The organism is Acidobacteriota bacterium (genome assembly GCA_016195325.1).
Taxonomy (GTDB): Bacteria; Acidobacteriota; Polarisedimenticolia; order JACPZX01; family JACPZX01; genus JACPZX01.
On sequence record JACPZX010000001.1, the window covers coordinates 1 to 19,692 of the forward strand.

Consider the following 19,692-nt stretch of genomic DNA (forward strand, 5'->3'; position numbering starts at 1 on the left):
CATCCTCGAGAGCTCCACGACGCTGCCCGGTATTCCGGGGGGAGGCGGGAACGCCTCATCGGGCCCAATGGCCCCGTCCCCATCGTCGTCCGCCGTCTTCTCCGGCCTGCCGACGAAGATCCTCGTCTATTCGGACGACTATCGCGCCCCCGGCAATCAGTACGTCGATCTGGCGCTCAAGTCACTCGGGCTCTCGTACACGGCGTTCTACAACGACCCCACGTCCTTCGGCGCCGCGCTCACCCACGGGGGCTGGGATCTCGTCGTCGTGAACCAGGACGGCTACTACGGAATCGGGCAACTCTGGAGTGAGCTCGAGAGCTACCTCAACGGCGGCGGCAGGCTCCTCATCTCGACGTTCGACATCGACGGCTCGGACAGCGAGCCGACCACCCTCTGGCAGACGGTGGGTCTGACGTGGGTGCGAGACCAGACCACGCCGCGGCCGGTCCGTTGGTGGAACGCCGCTCATCCGATTTTCACCGCTCCCGAGAGCGTGCCGGAGTTCCTGCAGATCTCGGACGACTACTACGACGACGGCGATGCGGTCGGGGTGACGGCGCCCGCGCACGCGCTGGCCGGCTTCACGGCCGGCCCGACGGCGGACGAGGCGGCGATTGTCCTGTCGGGGAACGGCCGCGCCATCGTGAACACGTTTCTGGTGGACGAGAACCGGGCGGATCTCGATGCGGACGGCAAGCCGGACGCATCCGAGCTGCTCACGAACGAGATCGCCTATCTCCTCGGGGCGACCGGGTGGCTGAAGGCGGCGCCGACCTCCGGGACCGTCCCGGCGGGGGCGAGCATGGACGTGACCGTGACGTTCGACGCGTCGGGGCTCAACGGCGGGAATTACGACGCGGAGCTGCTGGTCAAGAGCAACGATCCGGACGAGGCAGAGGTGGTGGTGCCGGCGCACCTGCACGTGACGGGAGCGCCGGACATCGCGGTGTCGGGGCCGCTGGACTTCGGGAGCCTCTTCCTTGGGGCGAGCCGGAGGCTGGAGGTGACCGTCAGCAACACCGGGACGGACGTGCTCCTGGTGAGCCGTGTGGCGGCGGGGGATCCGTCGTACACGGTGGATGCGCCGTCGTTCACGCTGGTGCCGGGAGCGAAGCGGATTGTGGGCGTGACGTTCCAGCCGAACCGCGCGGCGGTGATCGAGACGGAGCTGGTGGTCGAGAGCAACGACCTGGACGAGCCGGTGTTGAGCGTGCACCTGAAGGGGGAGGGACTGGTGCCGCCGGACATCGCGGTGACGCCGGCGTCCTTGAGCGAGTCGCTCTTCACGGGCCAGACCCGCACGCAAGTTCTGACCATCGACAACAGCGGCGGAAGCGATTTGACGTTCATGGCCGCGACTCGAGCGGTGGCCGGTCAGGCGCCTGCGCTCGTCGTGCCTCCGCCGCCGTCGGCGGGAGCAGGCGCGCAGCGTTCCGAAATCGCGCCCCAGGGATACCAGCCTCAGGCGTCATGGACAGCGACGGGCGCGGGAGCCTCGGTTCTGGTCGTCCAGGATGCCCTTCCGTGGGGGAGCCACGCCAACGAGACGATCCTCGCGGCGAACGGGATCCTCTTCGACGAGATCGACTCTTCGGCGCTCGCGGCGACGAACCTGAAGAAGTACCGGATGGTCCTCGTCCCGAGCGATCAGCCGACGTCGTTCTACACGACGATCGCGGCGGCCTCGAGCCAGCTCGACGCGTTCGTGAGAGGAGGTGGGCTGCTCGAGTTCCACGCGGCGGGATGGGGTTGGTCGGACGGCGATCCCTCGCAGGTGATTCTGCCGGGGGGCATGCGCATCGTTCAGGAATTCGCCAGCGTCAATCAGGTTCTGGATCCGGCTCACCCGTTGATGGTCGGCGTGCCGAATCCGTTCACCGGATCCTACGCCAGCCACGCCGTCTTCACGAGCATCCCGGCCGCCGCCACGCGCATCGTGGCGACGGACACGGGCGACGTGAACCTGGTGGTGTACCGGCTGGGACTCGGAATGGTGGTCTCCGGCGGGCAGACGTTCGAGTTCAGTTTCGATCGAGGGTTGGCGGCCGGCATCATCCTGCGGCAGATGATCCCGTACAGCCACGCGCAGGCGACGGAGTGGCTGAGGGTCGCACCGACCTCCGGGACCGTCCCTGCGGGCGCGAGCATGGACGTGAGCGTGACGTTCGACGCGTCGGGGCTCAACGGCGGGGACTACGACGCGGAGGTGGTGGTCCAGAGCAACGACCCGGACGAGAGCGAGGTGGTGGTGCCGGCGCAGCTGCACGTGACGGGAGCGCCGGACATCGATCTCTCGGGGCCGTTGGACTTCGGGAGCCTCTTCCTGGGGGCGAGCCGGAAGCTGGATCTGACCGTCAGCAACAACGGGACCGACGATTTGATCGTGAGCCGTGTGGCGGCGGGGGATCCGTCGTACACGGTGGATGCGCCGTCGTTCACGCTGGTGCCGGGAGCGAAGCGGATAGTGGGCGTGACGTTCCAGCCGAACCGCGCGGCGGTGATCGAGACGGAGCTGGTGGTCGAGAGCAACGACCCGGACGAGCCGGTGTTGAGCGTGCACCTGAAGGGGGAGGGACTGGTGCCGCCGGACATTTCCGTCACGCCGGCGTCGTTGAGCGAGTCGCTCTACACGGGCCAGACCCGCACGCGGGTTCTGACGATCGACAACAGCGGCGGAAGCGATCTGACGTTCGAGCTTGCGTTCCGGGGAGCGCCGCCTCCGGCGCCCGCCCGCGTCACGCCCCCCGCGCTCGTCGCGGGGGCGGCGTCGTTGCCGTCCAACCTCGTGCCGCAGGGGTACAACCCCCAGACCTCGCTGCCAGCGGCTCGCGCGGGGGCGACCGTGCTGATCGTCCAGGACGTCCTGCCCTGGAACAGCCGCGCGAACGAGTTGATTCTCATGGCGAACGGGATCGTCTTCGACGAGATCAATTCGCAGTCACTTGCGACGACGAACCTCTCGAAGTACCGGACGGTGCTCGTCCCGAGCGATCAGCCGACGTCGTACTACATGAGGATCGCGGCGGCCTCGAGCCAGATCGAAGGTTACGTGCGGAGCGGCGGGGTCCTCGAGTTCCACGCGTCGGGATGGGGCTGGTCCGGTGGGGACGCCTCGCTGGTGACGCTTCCGGGCGGGATGCACATCAACTACGGCCCTTCCGTCTACAACCAGGTCCTGGTTCCGGCCCACCCCCTGATGGCCGGCGTGCCGAATCCCTTCACGGGAAGCGCCGCCAGCCTCGCGTACTTCACGAACTTGCCCGCTTCGGCCGCGCGGATCGCGGCGACGACCACCGGCCAGGTGACGCTGGTGGTGTACCAGCTGGGGCTCGGCACGGTCGTGAGCGGCACACAGACGCTCGAGTTCGGCTTCGATCGCGGCTTCGGGACCGGCATCATTCTGCAGAACATGATCCCGTACAGCCACGGGCAGAAACCCGCGTGGCTGTCGGTGACACCGGCCTCCGGGACGGTCTCGGCGGGCGGAAGCGCAGACGTGACGGTGACCTTCGACGCGACGTTGCTCGACCCGGCGGACTACGACGCCGCCATCGTCGTCGCGAGCAACGACCCCGACGAGGGCGAGGTGGTGGTCCCGGCGCATCTGCACGTGATCGGGGCGCCGAACATCTTCGTCCCCGTCGCGGGCCTCGATTTCAGCCGGGTGTCGATCGGCGAGATCAGCCGGCTGGCGATCCATCTCGAGAACCGCGGAAACGATCGCCTCGACGTGCAATCGATCACCTCGAGCGATCCGGCCTTCACCCCGGCCGCGACGAGCTTCTCCATCCCCGCGCGTGGAGCCCGCGATCTGGAGATCGCGTTCGCGCCGGTCCGGTCCGGCGCCGTCGCCGCGAGCCTGACGATCCTGAGCAACGACCCCGACGAGGGAGAGATCGTGCTGAGCCTCCGCGGGGAGGGGGTCGAGCCTCCGGTGATCAAGGTCTCCCCCGCGTCGTTCGAGCAGCACCTGGTGATCGGGCACGAAACCATCCAGAGGCTCGAGATCCGGAACGAGGGTCCGGGCGACCTGCGCTTCAGCCTCGTGGTTCCCTCGAGCGCGCGGACGTGGCTGGCCGTCGAGATCCCGGGGGACGTCGTGCCGCCGGGCGGGACGACGGGCGTGCGCGTGGACATCAACGCGTTCTCGCTTCCCGTCGGGGACTTCACGGCCCAGCTCGAGGTCCACAGCAACGATCCCGTCCACCCCGTCGTCTCCATCCCGGTGACGGTGCACGTCGCCCTGGACCCCGACGGGGACGGCGTCGGCGACTCGATCGACAACTGTCCGACCGTCCCGAACCCGGCGCAGGACGACACCGATCACGACGGCCGCGGGGACGTGTGCGACAACTGCGTGACGACGGTCAACCCCACGCAAGTCGATCTCGATGGCGACGGAGCGGGAGACGCGTGCGACGTCTGCCCGAGCGTGATCGACCCCGCCCAGGCGGATCGCGACGGAGACGGTGACGGCGATCTCTGCGACAACTGCGTCACGGTGCCGAACCCGGGCCAGGAGGACTCGAATCTCGACGGATCCGGCGACGCCTGCCAGCCGACGGCCGTGATCTCCGCGATCCAGCAGGACGGAGGCGACGTGCTCGAGGTCCGGGCCTCGGCGAACGACCCGCAGGGCGAGCCTCTGAGCGGGTCGCTGGACGTCTACTCCTCCGGCTCCGTCACGGTGTTCCTGCAGGACGCGTTGCTCACGGGTGACTGCTCGCTCGGATTCTCGCCGGAGGGGCGCACCGGCGAGGGGATCTTCTACGCCGACGAGTCCGTCGGCGAGCCCGTGCTGGGAGATCTCGACGTCAACCTCGGGTGCCAGGACGGCATGCCCGACTTCTACCTGGCCTTCGGAGGCTGCGGCCACCCCGGCGCCTTCGACACCGTCATGTATCTCACCGGCCACCAGCCGCCGTTCGACATCTGCCTCAGGAAGAACCCCGACGCGACGGGCGGCACCCCCATGAGGGTGATCGCGTACGACGCGCAGGGGCTCACCGCCACGTTTGCGGGGCAGGATCGGCGGCTCGTGCACGTTCCGTTCACCTCGGGCCTGCCGAGGCACGTGGACATCTCGCCCCTCAGGCCGGGGCAGATGTGCCGCCTCTCCCTCACCGTGACGGACGGGAACACCCATCCCGTCGGAGTGGAGGCGACCTTCCTCGCTCAAGGCGAACGAACGATGGTGATCAACAATCCGCCAATCGCCGCAATCGCGGCTCCCGGGACGGTCGAGTGCGATGGCGCCGGCGCGGCCGGAGTCGCTCTCGACGGCTCGGGGTCGGGAGATCCCGATCCGTCGGCCACCCCCGGCGGCGACATCGTGCGGTACGACTGGTACCTGGACATGGGAGGCCCCGGGGAGACGCTCATCGGCAGCGGGGCGCGGGTCACGGTCGCGCTTCCGGTCGGCCGCAACGCGATTTCGTTGAAGGTGACCGATACCGAGAGCGCATCCGACACCGCCTCGAAGATCATCGAGGTCGCGGACACGACGCTCCCCGTCCTGACGTGCCCCGGGTCGATCACCGCCGAGTGCGCGGCCCAGGGAGGATCGCCCGTCGGTCTGACCGTCCAGGCTCAGGACTCGTGCGGCCGCGGCCTCGTCGTGCACAACGACCGCACCGCTGCCGGCGCCGATGCCTCGGGGACCTTCCCGCTCGGGACGACCGTGGTCGCGTTCACGGCGACGGACGCCTCCGGCAACCTCGCGAGTTGCTCGGTGCCGGTCTCGGTGCGCGACACCGCCTCGCCCGCAATCACCTGTCCGACGCCGGTGACGGCGGAGTGCGCGGGCCCCGCGGGAACCCTGGCGATCGTCGTGGCCGCGGCCAGCGACGGTTGCGGCGGCCCCGTCACCGTGACCAACGATCGGACGGCGCGAGGCACGATCGCTTCCGGAGCCTACCCCCTCGGGACGACCTCCGTGACCTTCATCGCGAGCGACGCCTCCGGGAATGCGGCGCAGTGCACCGTTCCCGTCGTCGTCCGGGACACCACTCCCCCCACCCTCGCGGTGTCGTCGACTCCGGCGACGCTGTGGCCTCCGAACCACACGATGATCCCGGTGAGCGCGCTGTGGGATGTGCGGGACATCTGCGATACCGGGCCTCGGGTCGTGCTCCAGGGAGTCACGAGCAACGAGCCAGACGACGCCCCCGGAATGGGGGACGGTGCCACCACCCAGGACATCGCCGGTGCGGAGATCGGAACACCCGACGCGGGCGTCGTCCTGCGGGCGGAACGCGCCGGAAACGGAACGGGGCGAGCGTACACGCTCACGTACCTCGTCACCGACGCCTCCGGCAATTCCGCGACGGGAACCGGCTCCGTCATCGTTCCCCACGATCAGGGGACCGGGGTCGAGCCGCTCGACATGCGCGTGGACTCCGACCCCGCGACCGGTTCCGCACGGCTCACGTGGGCGGGGGTGCCCGGCGCCCTGTCCTACGACCTCATCTCCGGCGACCTCTCGCAGGTGCGCGTCAGGACGGGGAAGGTCGATCTGGGTGCCGTCAGCGTCCTCGCGCGAGCGACGTCGGCGACCGAGTTCCGTGAAGGCCCGTCCGCGCCGACGCCGGCAAAGGGCAAGGCGATCTTCTACCTGCTCCAGTACCACACCGTCTCGAGCGCCACGGGCTACGGGACCCAGGAAGTGCCGTGGCCGCGGGAGCCCGCGTCGTGTTCGGGAGGCTGCCCGTAGGACGGCGTCTTACTTCAGCTCGCTCCTGAAGACCTCGCCGTCCTTCATGACGAAGCCGACGGCTTTCAGGGCGCCCACGTCGCGCAGCGGATCGCCGGCGACGGCGATCACGTCGGCGTAGGCTCCGGGGGCGACGACGCCGATCTGTCCCGGCATGCCGAGCATCTCCGCGGCGGACGACGTCGCCGCCCGGATCGCCGCCATCGGCGCCATGCCGAGCGCAACCATGCGGCCGAACTCCATCGCGATGGGGGAGTTGGGGTCGGTCCACTCGAAGCTCCCTGCGTCGGTGCCGAAGACGATCCTGACGCCGGCCTTGAGGGCTCTCTGGAACGACGGTCCGTGCACCGCCGCGCGCGCGCGGTCGCGCTTCCCCTCGGGGGTGTCGGCCGGCGACCACCAGTAGTCATAAGGTGAGAGGGTGGGGCAGTACCAGGTCCCCTGCTTCACCATCTGAGCGACGGCGACGTCGTCGAGGTCGAGCCCGTGCTCGATGGAGTCACAGCCGCCGTCGAGGGCGCGACGCATCCCGACGCCGCCGTACGCGTGGCACGCGACCTTCTTCCCCCAGCCGTGCGCCTCGTCGACCACCGCCTGGATCTCCTCGAGCGTGAGCGTGGGCTGCGATTGCAGCCTTCCTTCCGCGTCCACCCACGAGCGGTGCGTCATGTAGACCTTGATCCAGTCGGCGCCGTGCTCGAGTTGCTCGCGCGTGGCTTTCCGGAAGGCGACCGGCCCGTCGGCGATCTGCGCCCCCCGCGGCATGTCGAGCTCGGGGGCGTACCCTTCGAGCGGATAGCCGCCGGTCGTGGAGAGGGCGCGCGTCACGACGAACATGCGTGGCCCCGGGATGCGCCCCTCGTCCACCGCCATCTTGATCCCCACGTCGCCGTAGCCGGCCCCCTCGGTCTCGAGGTCGCGGATCGTCGTGAATCCCTGCTCGAGAGCGCGCCGCGCCGCCACCGCCGCCCGCGCCGCGCGATACGCCAGCGGGTACTTGAGGAGCTGCACGTCGTAGCCCCCCTGCGCGGGGTCCTCCCCCTGCAGGAAGATGTGCGTGTGCGAGTCGATGAGGCCAGGGAGCACGGTCGCGTGGGAGAGATCGATGACGCGCGCGCCCTCGGGGATGTGCGCTGCGGCGGCGTCCGATACGCTCTCGATGCGGCGGCCGCGGATGACGATCACCTGGTTCGGCCGCGCCGCGTCGGCGCGCCCGTCGATCAGCGAGCCGGCGCGGATGACGATGGCAGGCGGCGTCGCGGGGCTGCCCGCGGCCGGGGTCGCGGCGCCCGCGAAGGCGCAGCCGGAGGCCGCGGAGCCGGCCGTGAAAACGATCAGCAGTGGGAACATGCGTGCGAACGCGCGCTTCATGCGTCACCTCCGGTTGTCGGGATCGAGCGAGGCAGACTACGACCGACTCCGGGACGATGCAATCGCCGGCATGCGTGAGACGCCGCGCCGTGAGAGGATCCGGAATCCCCTCAGGAGCTTCTTCAGGGCCCGGCACTTGCGGGCACGGATCAGATCCCCGCTCGAGCCGAGAGCCACGGCGATCTCGGCGGGGGTGCGATCCTCGATGAGGCTCATCCGGACGAGCTCCCGATCCCGGGGCGTCAGGCCGTTCATCGCCCGGCGCGCCAGGTCGAGGACCTCCAGCCTCTGGACGGCCGCCTCGGGAGACCGCGTGTCGGGCATCTCGACGGTGAACGCCACCTCTTTCGGCCGCCGGCGGCGGGAGCGCAGATGGCTGTTGAGGACGTTCCGCGCCGTGCCGCGGACGAAGGCGCCGAGCTTCTCCGGCGCGGCGATCGCTCCGCGTCGAAGCGCCTTGAGGCTCTCCACCATGACGTCCTGCGCGAGGTCCTCGGCGGCGATCTCGTGCGGCATCCGCGCCCTCATCATCCTGACGACGCGATGGCGGTAGAGGCGGGCGAACTCCTCCTCGGCGACACGATCGCCGCGGCCCAGCCGTTCGACGAGATCCGCGGGGCTCGAGGGGGAGGAGAACTTTCTCGCGGCGGCGGAGCCGCCGCAGCTTCCGCGGAGGAAATGGCCCATGGATCACCGGACGTGAGGCGATCACTGCGGGCTGGCCTTCCGTCCGCGCGTCGTGCCGGCGAATCCCGGACCACGACGCCGGGGAAAGCTGTCTCATGATCGCTCCCGTCGGACCCGCGAGTCAATGACGCGGGATCCGGCTGCCGGAGGACCGCAGACGGAGAGGCCGGACCTCGGGGAGCCCGAAGTCCGGCCTCATTCCGCGGAAGCGTCGAATCGGGAGATTCCCTACTGCCGCGTCGGGTTCCAGGCGGCGTGAATCGGCGTGCACATAACCTTGTTGTTCCTCATCTCCACCGGAGCGAGCAGCGTGTCGCCGGGGAACAGGTGAATGCCGTCCGCGTGCTGGACGACCATGCCGACGCCGTCGGGCATGAAGTCGAAGTACCCCTGGACCTGCGGCCTGTTCGTGATGCTGGACCACATCTCCGTCACGACGTCGTAGAAGACGACGTCCCCGGCCGGAGTCACGCCATCGGGCTTCCACTTGCCGATGACGGCCACGCGAGTGCTGTTGGGCTTCCACTGGAGCGTCGTCTCGTCCCACTGGTACACGGCGAGATAGCCGAGGGCGAGGGAGTGATCCACGGGCATGTTGATGAAGCTGATCCTGCCCGGCTGGAGCTCCGCGGCGTCGTAGACGCGCAGCCGGTGCTCGAAGTAGCCGGTCCCGGTGATGATCGTGGCGAGGTGATCGGCGCTCGGCGACCAGGCCACGCCCTTCTCGTCCACGTCCGGCGTCATCGTCAGGTTCCAGATCGGCAGCGTCAGCAGGCACGTCCCCTCCTGGAACCGGAAGGCCGTCGAGAAGATGTCGTTCGCCTTCTTTCCCGTGAATCTCTGGATGGTGTAGTCGTTCCACGCGATCACGTAGGTTCCGCTGTCCGTGGCGTTGGGATATCCGGGATGGAACTTGGGCGCCCCCTGGACCGGGTCCAGGCCGGTCATGGATCCCGCGAGGACGCACGTCTTGCCGGTGGCGAGCTCGAGCACGGAGATCGAATTTTGGTTGTTGAACGCGACGAGCTTGCCGTCGTGCGACCAGTCCGGCATGCCGATCGGATGGTCTCGGGAGGCGTAGATCACCTGCTTGCCGGATCCGTCGTGCTGCATGATGGACAGCTCGCCGCCCGTGCCGACCGCCGCCGCGTACACGATGTCCGCCGGCCCCGCCGGGGGGGGCAACGGGGGCATGGGCTTGTCGGCCCACGCCGGCCAGGCGATGACGGAGAGCAAGGCTGCCGCAAGGACTCCGAACTTCAGGGCTTTTCTCATGGTGACTCTCCTCAGGACGCAGAAAGCTCGCGGACCGATGTCGTCATCCATGTGGTCGCGGAACCTCCTCACGTTACAGCCATTTCTTCGATTCGCTCTTCCGCCGGATCGCCCCGCGCCACGCCCGTTTTCCGCGGACCAGTGGGGCCGGTTCGCTGATATGCTGGCGGGGCATGCCTCTCGCACCCGGCACTCGCTTCGGCCCCTACGAGATCACCTCGCCCCTCGGCGCCGGAGGGATGGGGGAGGTGTACCGGGCGCGGGACACGAAGCTCAACCGGGAGGTCGCCATCAAGGTGCTCCCGATCGCCTTCGCGAAGGACGCCGAGCGCGTCGCGCGGTTCCGCCGCGAAGCCCAGGTGCTCGCCTCGCTGAACCACCCCAACATCGCCTCCATCTACGGCCTCGAGGAGGCGGAGGGCGCCGTGGCCCTCGCCCTCGAGATCGTCGAAGGGGAGGACCTCGCCGGGAGGCTGAAGCGGGGGGCGGTGCCGGTGGACGAGGCGCTCGGGATCGCCCGCCAGATCGCCGAGGCGCTCGAGGAGGCGCACGAGAAGGGGATCGTCCACCGCGATCTGAAGCCCGCGAACGTGAAGGTGACGCCCGAGGGGAAGGTGAAGGTCCTCGACTTCGGTCTGGCCAAAGCGCTCGACGTCGGAGTCAGCTCCGGCTCGGGGTCGTCGCAGGTCTCCATGTCGCCGACCCTCACGGCCCACGGGACGCAGATCGGGGTGATCCTGGGCACCGCGGCGTACATGGCCCCCGAGCAGGCGGCGGGGGCGACGGTCGACCGGCGCGCCGACATCTGGTCGTTCGGCGTCGTCCTCTACGAGATGCTGGTGGGGCGACGCCTCTTCGAGGGGGAATCGGTCTCGCACGTCCTCGCCGGAGTTCTCAAGGACACACCCGACTTCGCGGCGCTTCCCGCGGGGACCCCGGAGCGGATCGTGAACCTCCTGCGCCGATGCCTGAGGAAGAAGCCGCGCGAGCGGCTCCAGGCCATCGGCGACGCGCGCGTGGTCCTCGAGGAGGTGCTGGCCGATCCGCAACGCGCCGAGCGCAAGGCTTCCGGCCCGACCTCCGCCGTCGCGCTCGCCGCGCGGCCGTCGAGGCTCGCGTGGGTCGTGGCCGCCGCCGGCCTCGCCGCCGCCGCGACCTTCGCGGTGATGTGGATCAGCTCGAGTCGAGCCGGGTCCTCCGCGCGCGTCCTCCACGCCGCCCTCGTCGCGCCGGAGGGGATGGCCTTCGGCGACACCTTCGCCCTCTCCCCCGATGGCCGCAGGATCGTCTTCGAGGCCTTCGATCGGAAGTCCGGGGGGCGCGCCCTCTGGATTCGCTCGCTCGATCGGGGGGAGGCGACGGAGCTGCCTCAGACCGAACGGGGCGAGATGGCCTTCTGGTCACCCGATGGGGCGCACATCGGGTTCTTCGCCGAGGGCAAGCTCAAGAGGATCGACTCCCAGGGGGCGACGGTGATGGCGCTCGGCGACGCGCCGACGCCGCGTGGAGGTGCGTGGGGGCCCGACGGCCGGATCGTGTTCAGCGCGGCCTTCCGCACCGGCCTCTCGATCGTTCCGGCGGGAGGCGGGGAGACGAAGGTGCTGACGACGCTCGACGCGTCGCGCGGCGAGAAGAGCCACCGCTTCCCGGTCTTCCTTCCGGGCGGGAAGACGATTCTCTTCCTCGCGCAGACGGCCGAGGGAGGTTCCCGCAACGACCAGAGCTCGATCGAGGCGCTCGATCTGGCGGGCGGGAAGCGCACGAGGTTGATCACCGCAAACTCATCGCCGCTCTTCGCGTCGGGCCGAATCCTTTTCTGGCGCGACGGTGCGCTTCTCGCCCAGCGGTTCGAGCCGGAATCCCTCGTGCTCTCGGGCGACCCGGTTTCCGTGGCCACCCGGGTCTCGTTCACGCCGAGCGAGGAGGCTCTCGTCAGCGTCTCGAGCGAAGGCACGATGGCGTACCGCGAGGGGACGGCCGGCACGTTCTCGTCGCTGGTCTGGCTCGATCGACACGGCGTCGGCGTTCAGATGATTCGCGAGCTCGAACAGTACCGGGGATTCGCCCTCTCGCACGACGCGAAACGCCTGGTCTACTCCGCGGCCGCCGCCGGGAAAGGGGCGACGGATCTGTGGGTCGAGGATCTGACGCGGGGCACCGTCAGCCGTCTGACCTTCGAGGCGGGGGGCGAGATCGAGCCCGTCTGGTCGCCGGACGATCGCCTGATCTACTACGCCAATACCAGCCGGAACGACGGCGTCATCTTCCGGCGCGCTTCCGACGGCAGCGGGTCCGCCGAGGAGCTGGGGACGACGGCGGCTGGGATGTGGCCGCTGGCGGTCTCGAGAGACGGCCGATGGCTCGTGGTCGGCACGCAGGGCGGCGAAACGAACGACGATCTCCTTCGCTTCGATCTGGCGACGAAGCAGACGACTTCCCTGGTGGCGACCCCGTTCCTCGACGAGGACCCGGCGCTGTCTCCCGACGACCGGCTCCTCGCCTACGCCTCCGAGCAGTCGGGGCGGTGGGAGGTGTACGTGCAGGCTCTCTCTGGCGGCAGCGGCAAGTGGCAGATCTCGGTCGAAGGCGGCCGGCGCCCGCGCTGGCGCGCCGACGGCCGCGAGCTCCTCTTCCTCAACAAGCCCGACAGGATCATGGTGGTCGACGTGGAGCCCGGCGACGTGCCGCGCTTCTCGACGCCGCGCGAGCTCTTCCGCCAGGCGATGGAGAGCTTCGACGTCACTCCCGACGGCCAGCGCGTCGTCGCGCTGCGCCCGGCCGACAGCGACGTGACGAGGCCCCTGACGCTCGCCCTGGGCTGGCCGCAGCTGGTTCCGGAGTGATCTGATACTCTCAGTTCCCGATGCCCCTCACTCCCGGCACCCGACTCGGCCCCTACGAGATCGCCTCGCCTCTCGGCGCGGGCGGCATGGGTGAGGTCTACCGGGCGAAGGACACGCGGCTCGACCGCGACGTCGCCGTCAAGGTCCTCCCCGAGGCTTTCGCGAACAACGAGCTGCTCCGCGCGCGCTTCGATCGCGAGGCGAAGAGCATCTCGTCGCTGAACCACCCGAACATCTGCACCCTCTTCGACGTCGGCCACCAGGAGGGGCTCCTCTACCTCGTGATGGAGATGATCGACGGGGAGACGCTCGCCGATCGCCTCTCGAAGGGGGCGCTCCCTCCCGATCAGGTCCTCCGCTTCGGCGCGCAGATCGCCGACGCGCTCGATCACGCGCACAAGCAGGGTATCGTCCATCGCGATCTCAAGCCCGGCAACGTGATGCTGACGAAGTCGGGCGCGAAGCTCCTCGACTTCGGCCTCGCGCGGACGGCCGCCGAGGCGCAATCCCCCGTGCAGGGGCTCACGAGCCACCCGACGCAGATGCAGCCCCTCACGCAGGAGGGGACGATTCTCGGCACCTTCCAGTACATGGCGCCGGAGCAGCTCGAGGGAACGGGAATCGACGCGCGGACCGACATCTTCGCCCTCGGCGCCGTCCTCTACGAGATGGTGACGGGGAAGCGGGCCTTCGAGGGGAAGACGAAGACGAGCCTCATCGCGGCGGTCGTGTCGTCGCAGCCGGCGCCGATCTCGACCGTGGTCCCGTTGGCGCCGCCGGCGCTGGATCACGTCGTCAAGCGCTGCCTCGAGAAGGATCCCGACGACCGCTGGCACAGCGCGCACGACGTGGCGGGGGAGCTCCGGTGGATCAGCCAGGCGGGGTCTTCGGCGGGAGTCGCCGCCCCGGTGACGCTGCGTCGGAAGAGCCGCGAGAAGATCGCCTGGACGCTTGCGGCGCTGATGACGATCGCGGCGTTGGCGGCGGTCACGATGCGGCGGGAGGGGGGAGCCTCGAGGCCGGAGGCGCCGGGCGTCGTGCGGTCGATGCTGCCGATCTCCTCGGAAGAGCTCGGCGGGGAGTCGTACCGCACGGTCGCCGTCTCCCCCGATGGCAAGACCGTCGCCTGGCTGGAGGTCAGGAAGGGGAGCTCGCTGATCTACTTGAGACGCCTCTCGGACCCCGAGGCCCACCCGCTCGCCGGCACCGAGCACTCCCAGCAGCTCTTCTTCTCACCCGACTCGAAGTGGCTCGGCTTTTTCGCCGGCGGCAGGATGAAAAAGGTCTCCGTCGCCGGGGGAGCGCCGGTCGCGATCGCCAGGGGCGTCCTCCCGCGAGGGGCGAGCTGGGCCGACGACGACTCGATCCTCTTCGTCCCGTTCTTTTACGGCGGCGTCGAGCGCGTCAGCGCTTCCGGTGGGAACCGTGAGACGCTGACCACACTCGACCGGGCGAACGGCGAGGTCGCCCACCGCTGGCCGCACGCGCTTCCCGGCGGGAAGGCCTTCCTCTACACCATCGGCCGCGGCAGCAGCTGGGACGAGGCGCAGATCGCCGCCCAGAGGATCGGCTCGAAAGAGCGCAAGATCGTGATCGAGGGAGGATACGACGGCCGCTATCTCCCGACCGGGCACCTGGTGTACGCGCGAGGCGCGTCTCTCTACGCCGTCCGGTTCGATCTCGAGAAGCTGGAAGTCGCGGGGGATCCGGTGCAGCTGGTCGAGGGCGTCGCTCACGGCGACGCGGGCGCGTCGGAGTACGCGTTCTCGAACGACGGGGTCCTCAGCTACCGTCCGGCCGGGATCACCGGCGGCGATCGGAGCCCTCTCGCGCTGGTCGATCGGTCGGGTCGAAGCCTTCCGTTCCGCGATCCGGCTCCCGCGGGACGCGATCTGTCGGCACCCCTCCTGTCGCGCAGCGGCGAGAGCCTCGTCGTGACGATCGGCTACGAGATCTGGGCCTTCGATCTCCCGCGGGGAACTTCGACCCGTCTCACGTCCGGAACCCGCGCCACCCTCCCGATCTGGTCTCCCGACGGCAAGTTCGTCACGTACGGGGAGGAGCGCCATGGCCCGTGGAACCCCTACATCCGGCGGGCCGACGGCAGCGAGCCCGAGCAACTCCTGATGAAGAGCGACGCGTCCCTGTACGCGACGTCGTGGTCCCCCGACGGCCGGTCGATGCTGATGATCCGCGTCGATCCGGAGACCGGGAACGATCTCCTGATCCTCTCCGTGGCGGACAAGAAGATGACGCCCTTCGTCGTCACCGAGCACAGCGAGGACACGGGCACCTTCTCCCCCGACGGGAAGTGGATCGCCTACGCCTCGGACGAGTCCGAGCGCCCGGAGATCTACGTCCGCCCGTTCGGCGGGGCGGAGGGGCGCTGGCAGATCTCGACGGAGGGGGCCATCAGCGCGCACTGGAAGAAGCAGGACGAGATCGTCTTCCAGAGCGGCCGGAAGGTGATGAGCGTCCACGTCAGAACGTCTCCCACGTTCTCCGCCGATCCGCCCCGCCTCCTCTTCGAGGGGCCGCACGAGCTCCTCGACGTCATGCCCGACGGCGACCGCTTCCTCGTCCGCGAGGTGGCGACCTCCGATCGGGGAGACAGCTTCCTCCGCCTCGTCACGGGATGGTTCGCGGAAGTGGCGGAGAAGACGAGGAGATAGCTTCGCCTGACGACGAAGTCCATCTTGGGCTTCAGGTCGCGCTCCACCTCTGGCATCCCGCTTCCCGGCCCATGCTATTCTGCTCCCCATGGTCGAAGCACTCGAAGCAGGATTCCTGCTGGACCGGCGATGGCACTGGCTGAGAGGTGAGATGGAGCGCTCGAAGGAGCCTGACCTGGCCGCACTCGCCCGCATCCTTTCGACGCGCGGCGTTCCTTACGCAGTGATCGGCGGCGTCGCCCTGCAGATCCATCAGAAAGAACCGCGCACGACGCTCGACATCGACATCGCACTCGCCGATCGCGGGCGGCTTCCGCGCGAGCTGTTGCTGGCCGCCGGTTTCAGCGAGACGGGCCGGCACGAACACACCGACAACTGGATCGGCCCGGAAGGCACGCCGGTTCAATTCACGGACGATCCGGCGCTTCAGGGGCCGATCTCCCGTGCGGTCGAGGTCCAGATCGGAGGCACCGGCCTTCGCGTGCTCCGAGTCGGCGACCTGCTCCACGAGAAGCTGCGATCCGGGCGTGACCCGGCGCGGAGGAGATCGAAGCGGCTTCAGGATCTTGCGGACGCGCAGTCGCTCCTGGAGCAGGACCCTTCCCTGGCCAGGGATCTCGCGCCCGAAGAACGCGCTCTGCTGGACGGGCTTCCACGCTGACCCCCGGTCTCTTGGGCGATTCCCGCCGCCTTTGACACATTCCGCCCGCGAGGCTACCGTTCTCGCAACAACCGTTACCCCGGGTGCGGCACATATATATATGTAGGGCTCACGGGGGCGAAACGGCTTCGACGGGAGCGCAGAAGCCGGGGTTGCATGCCGAGGTCCCATCCACCTCGATAAACAGGTGGGAAAACTAGAACTGACAACAGTCAGCTCGCACTCGCAGCCTAACTAGCTGCGACGTCCTGAGGTCGGCCCTGCCGGTGGCAGGCCTCGAGGACGCCGCGTTACCGGCTGGCCTCTCCTGATGCCCTCGGGGGAGAGGCGAGACTAAGAGGGCTGGCCGCCCGTTTGTCTGCTGCATCGGGGGACGGGCGGCGAGGGCACCTTCGAAGCAGCTAAGCATGTAGATGCCTCGCGTGGATCGCTTTCGGACGCGGGTTCGACTCCCGCCGCCTCCACCAGCCAGATCCCCTTCCGATCGTGGAGCTCGACCCTCCTGGGGAGCGCCGTCGCCGAACTCGGCGGCAACCGTCGCGGCGACGACGCGGTCCAGCGGTAGCGCTTCCAGGACACAGCTCCCCTCGCGTCTCGTCGGGATTTCGATCGAAGAGACGGGGGCCGATCACCTCCGGAAGCATGAGCGCGTCTCGGTCGCGCACGAGAGATCGAGCGGGGGATGCGCGATCAGATCGCCCCGAGCCGCTCTGGCGCCGAATCGCAGGCGGCTCGGGGCAATGTGGACCTAGTGTTGCGGCCCCACGGCGGGACCGTCGCCGATCACGAAGTAGCCGGGCGGTGCGGCGCCGTGATGCCCGAGACAGAACGCCCTACCGGCTCCGGCCTGAGCGTCCACGTCGGCGATGGACGCGGCCGACAGATCGTGCGGGATGACCACCGTGTCGCAGTCGAACCCCACGTTGCCCGACATGTCCGTTCCCGTCACGACGGGCAAGTAGACGCGCCCGTCCGAATCCCCCTTGCGCTCCTGGCGCAGCAGCAGCGTGCCGAGAGCGATGCTCCGGGCGTCCGGCGAGAAGCGGCCCCCGCCCGTCGGCTCCACGTCGTCCTCGTCCCCGAAGACGAAGACGTCGATCGCCGGGTTGGGGTCGCAGATGTCGGTGACGCTGGCGCCGAGTCGCACGTCCGCCAGCCTGTGGTTCGGAGGCCAGAGCACCGTCCTGCCGAGGCTCGCCACGACAGTCGGCGGCGTTGTGTCCACCACCCGAACGTTCGCCGAGCAGCTGGTGGCGTTCCCGCTGGCATCCGTCGCGGTGAACGCTACCGATGTCGTGCCGAGCGGGAAGAGCGTCGGTGCGTTGTTGGTGATGGCGGGGGACGGATCGCACGTGTCGGTGGCGGAAGCGCCGTTGAGGAACGCCGCGATGACCGGATCGCTCGCCGGCGTACCGCCGTGCTGCGAGCACTCCACAGTGACCGCCGCCGGGCAGGTGATCACGGGCGGCGTCGTGTCCACGATCCGGACGCTGGCCGTGCAGGTTCCGACGTTGCCGTCGGCATCCCGGGCGCTGAACGTTACCGACGTCGTTCCGAGCGGGAAAACGGCGGGCGCGCTGTTCGAAATGACGGGAGACGGATCGCAGGTGTCCGTGGCGGAGGCGCCGCCCAGGAACGCGGCGATGGCCGGGTTCGTGGCCGGCGTGCCGCCATGCTGCGAGCACTCAACGGTGATCCCCGCAGGACAGGTGATCGAGGGCGCCTTCGTGTCCACAACGCGGAGGTTCGCGCTGCACATGGATGTGGCGCCGAGGAAGTCGGCATCGGTCGCGGTGAACGTCACCGAGATCGTCCCCTTCGGGAACACGGCCGGCGCGTTGTTGGTGAGCACGGGCGTGGGCTCGCAGCCGTCGGTCGCGCTCACTGCGGAGAGGAATGACGCGATCGCGGCGTCGGTCTTCTGCGCGCCGGCGGGGCTCGTGCACTCGGCGGTGGAGTCGGCCGGGCAGGTGATGATGGGAGGGGGATCCACGATGGGCCCGTTGTCGGCGGCGCCGGCGTGGAGGGATCCGCACTCCGCCTCGTTGATGATGTTGGAGCTGAGGTTCAGAACCGGGTTGAGGATCGCGCCGGGGGTCTGCGCGGCCTCCCCGGCGTCGCCGCGGTGATTGTGGCCCTGATTGTGAAGGAACTCGTGCGTGATCTCCACCCCCAGCAGGTTGCCCGCCAGCGAGTTCACGCTGACGATCCCCTGGGCGCCCACGTTGCCGCAGCCGATGATCGTGAGGCCCGGTCCGGCAGGTCCGCTGCAGAACATGATCGCCGTGACGACCATGACGTCCGCCGTTCCGCTGTTGATGAGCGCGGTCATCTCGGCGTCACTCGAGATGACGTCGCCGCCGTCGCCCGTGGCGCCGAACGTGCCGATGGATCCGCCCGACACCTGCATCGTCACCTGACAGGCGACATCCTCGTCCGCGTTGGGCGTCCCGTCGCACGCCCGGATCACCGTGGTGGCGTTCGCCATCGCGGTCTGGGCGGTGGCGAGCGTAAAGGTCGTGTCCACGTGCCGGGCGACGGTCAAGCTCTGACTGCCGGCGCGGGCCGCCGTGTCGTGGTGCTGAGCGAGCACGGGAGCGACCGAGAGAACGGCGATCGCGCTCAAGACCGCCACGAAGCGCCCCGAAACCTCATCGAGGATGCGGTTCGTCGCTCTCATGGTCATCGCTCCTCCCCGAACGCCTTCGCCGGCCCGAGGGTCCTCACTCTCTCGTTCAGGCTGATCGCCTCCTCCACGTTGTCCCGCCAGTCGGCCCGCAGAGCGGGGGCGCTCAGCATCTGCTTGAGGTGGACGAGGGCGTCAGGCTGTCCCGAGACGCCGAGGCCGTTGATGGCCATCCGCCCCAGGACCTCCGCGAGCGCCTCGTGGTGGTAGCGCCCGTAGGTGAAGGCGACCCCGTACAGCTTGCAGGCGCCGGGGTCCACGAAATCGGTGACGATCCTGAGGGCGGTGGCATCGCCGCCGGAGGCGATCTGACCGATGGCGGGCAGGACGCCGAGGACCGCCCGGAACGCGTCGACGGAGATCACGCTTTTCTGCCGCGTCATGAATTCCATCAGGGGCTGCACGGCGGAGGCGTCGCGGATGCAGCCGAGCGCGGCGACGACCTTCACCCAGTGCGCCTCGAGCGAGGGATCCTTCAGCATGACCGCAAGGTCGGGAACGGTGGCGGGGCCGTAGGCGTGTGCTTCGGGACACGGCAGGCCGTGTGAATACCAGTTCGTGACGAACGTCCGGAGGTCGGTGGATGGAGACGGCGCAGGCGGAGTCGGCGACGGGGCCGGCGCTGCCAGGGAGTTGATCCAGGGACCAACGGCGAGGACGAGCAGCAGGCCGAAGATGCGTGAGCTCATGACACTCTCCTTTGTGTCTCTCGCCTTTGCGAGCGTTCCAACGATGGCTCTTTCTCGATGGCGCGCGTTGAGGGTCTCAGAGTCCGCGCCCGG

General features: G+C 69.1%; 9 protein-coding genes and 1 other RNA gene. 5 read left to right on the forward strand and 5 right to left on the reverse strand.

The window, feature by feature from the left end:
• The first annotated feature begins 67 nt into the window (after positions 1-67).
• Entirely contained in the window at positions 68-6,715 is a 6,648-nt protein-coding gene (locus HY049_00005) for a choice-of-anchor D domain-containing protein (GenBank protein MBI3447292.1), read from the forward strand.
• Positions 6,716-6,724: 9 nt separating this feature from the next.
• Here the strand turns inward: HY049_00005 and HY049_00010 are convergent, their stop codons facing one another.
• From HY049_00010 to HY049_00020, 3 genes are all read right to left on the reverse strand, one after another.
• Positions 6,725-8,086 (reverse strand): amidohydrolase family protein, encoded by a 1,362-nt coding sequence (locus tag HY049_00010; protein MBI3447293.1) that lies wholly within the window; start codon positions 8,084-8,086, stop codon positions 6,725-6,727.
• Positions 8,087-8,122: 36 nt separating this feature from the next.
• Positions 8,123-8,773, reverse strand: coding sequence for a sigma-70 family RNA polymerase sigma factor (locus tag HY049_00015; GenBank protein MBI3447294.1), 651 nt, complete (start codon positions 8,771-8,773; stop codon positions 8,123-8,125).
• A 228-nt stretch (positions 8,774-9,001) separates the two neighbouring features.
• Positions 9,002-10,048, reverse strand: coding sequence for a hypothetical protein (locus tag HY049_00020; protein ID MBI3447295.1), 1,047 nt, complete (start codon positions 10,046-10,048; stop codon positions 9,002-9,004).
• Positions 10,049-10,221: 173 nt separating this feature from the next.
• Between HY049_00020 and HY049_00025 the strand changes: the two genes are divergently transcribed.
• From HY049_00025 to ssrA, 4 genes are all read left to right on the forward strand, one after another.
• Positions 10,222-12,891, forward strand: coding sequence for a protein kinase (locus HY049_00025; GenBank protein MBI3447296.1), 2,670 nt, complete (start codon positions 10,222-10,224; stop codon positions 12,889-12,891).
• Between the two features lie 20 nt (positions 12,892-12,911).
• Complete coding sequence (locus HY049_00030; GenBank protein MBI3447297.1) at positions 12,912-15,563, forward strand: serine/threonine-protein kinase; 2,652 nt, start codon at positions 12,912-12,914, stop codon at positions 15,561-15,563.
• An 88-nt stretch (positions 15,564-15,651) separates the two neighbouring features.
• A complete protein-coding gene (locus HY049_00035) occupies positions 15,652-16,224 on the forward strand; it encodes a hypothetical protein (GenBank protein ID MBI3447298.1) in 573 nt (190 codons plus the stop codon).
• Positions 16,225-16,337: 113 nt separating this feature from the next.
• Positions 16,338-16,691: a transfer-messenger RNA gene (gene ssrA, locus HY049_00040) on the forward strand.
• 281 nt (positions 16,692-16,972) lie between these two features.
• Here the strand turns inward: ssrA and HY049_00045 are convergent.
• Together HY049_00045 and HY049_00050 are read right to left on the reverse strand one after the other, a co-directional pair.
• Complete coding sequence (locus HY049_00045; GenBank protein MBI3447299.1) at positions 16,973-18,904, reverse strand: HYR domain-containing protein; 1,932 nt, start codon at positions 18,902-18,904, stop codon at positions 16,973-16,975.
• 2 nt (positions 18,905-18,906) lie between these two features.
• Positions 18,907-19,599: a hypothetical protein gene (locus HY049_00050; GenBank protein MBI3447300.1), complete on the reverse strand. Its 693-nt coding sequence runs from the start codon at positions 19,597-19,599 to the stop codon at positions 18,907-18,909.
• Positions 19,600-19,692: the final 93 nt, after the last annotated feature.

Excerpts from the sequence above, each read along its gene's own strand:
- HY049_00005 (MBI3447292.1), top strand. The coding sequence starts at position 68 with ATGGCCCCGTCCCCATCGTCGTCCGCCGTCTTCTCCGGCCTGCCGACG.
- HY049_00010 (MBI3447293.1), bottom strand. The coding sequence starts at position 8,086 with ATGAAGCGCGCGTTCGCACGCATGTTCCCACTGCTGATCGTTTTCACG.
- HY049_00025 (MBI3447296.1), top strand. The coding sequence starts at position 10,222 with ATGCCTCTCGCACCCGGCACTCGCTTCGGCCCCTACGAGATCACCTCG.
- HY049_00035 (MBI3447298.1), top strand. The coding sequence starts at position 15,652 with ATGGTCGAAGCACTCGAAGCAGGATTCCTGCTGGACCGGCGATGGCAC.
- HY049_00015 (MBI3447294.1), bottom strand. The coding sequence starts at position 8,773 with ATGGGCCATTTCCTCCGCGGAAGCTGCGGCGGCTCCGCCGCCGCGAGA.
- HY049_00020 (MBI3447295.1), bottom strand. The coding sequence starts at position 10,048 with ATGAGAAAAGCCCTGAAGTTCGGAGTCCTTGCGGCAGCCTTGCTCTCC.
- HY049_00045 (MBI3447299.1), bottom strand. The coding sequence starts at position 18,904 with ATGAGAGCGACGAACCGCATCCTCGATGAGGTTTCGGGGCGCTTCGTG.
- HY049_00030 (MBI3447297.1), top strand. The coding sequence starts at position 12,912 with ATGCCCCTCACTCCCGGCACCCGACTCGGCCCCTACGAGATCGCCTCG.
- HY049_00050 (MBI3447300.1), bottom strand. The coding sequence starts at position 19,599 with ATGAGCTCACGCATCTTCGGCCTGCTGCTCGTCCTCGCCGTTGGTCCC.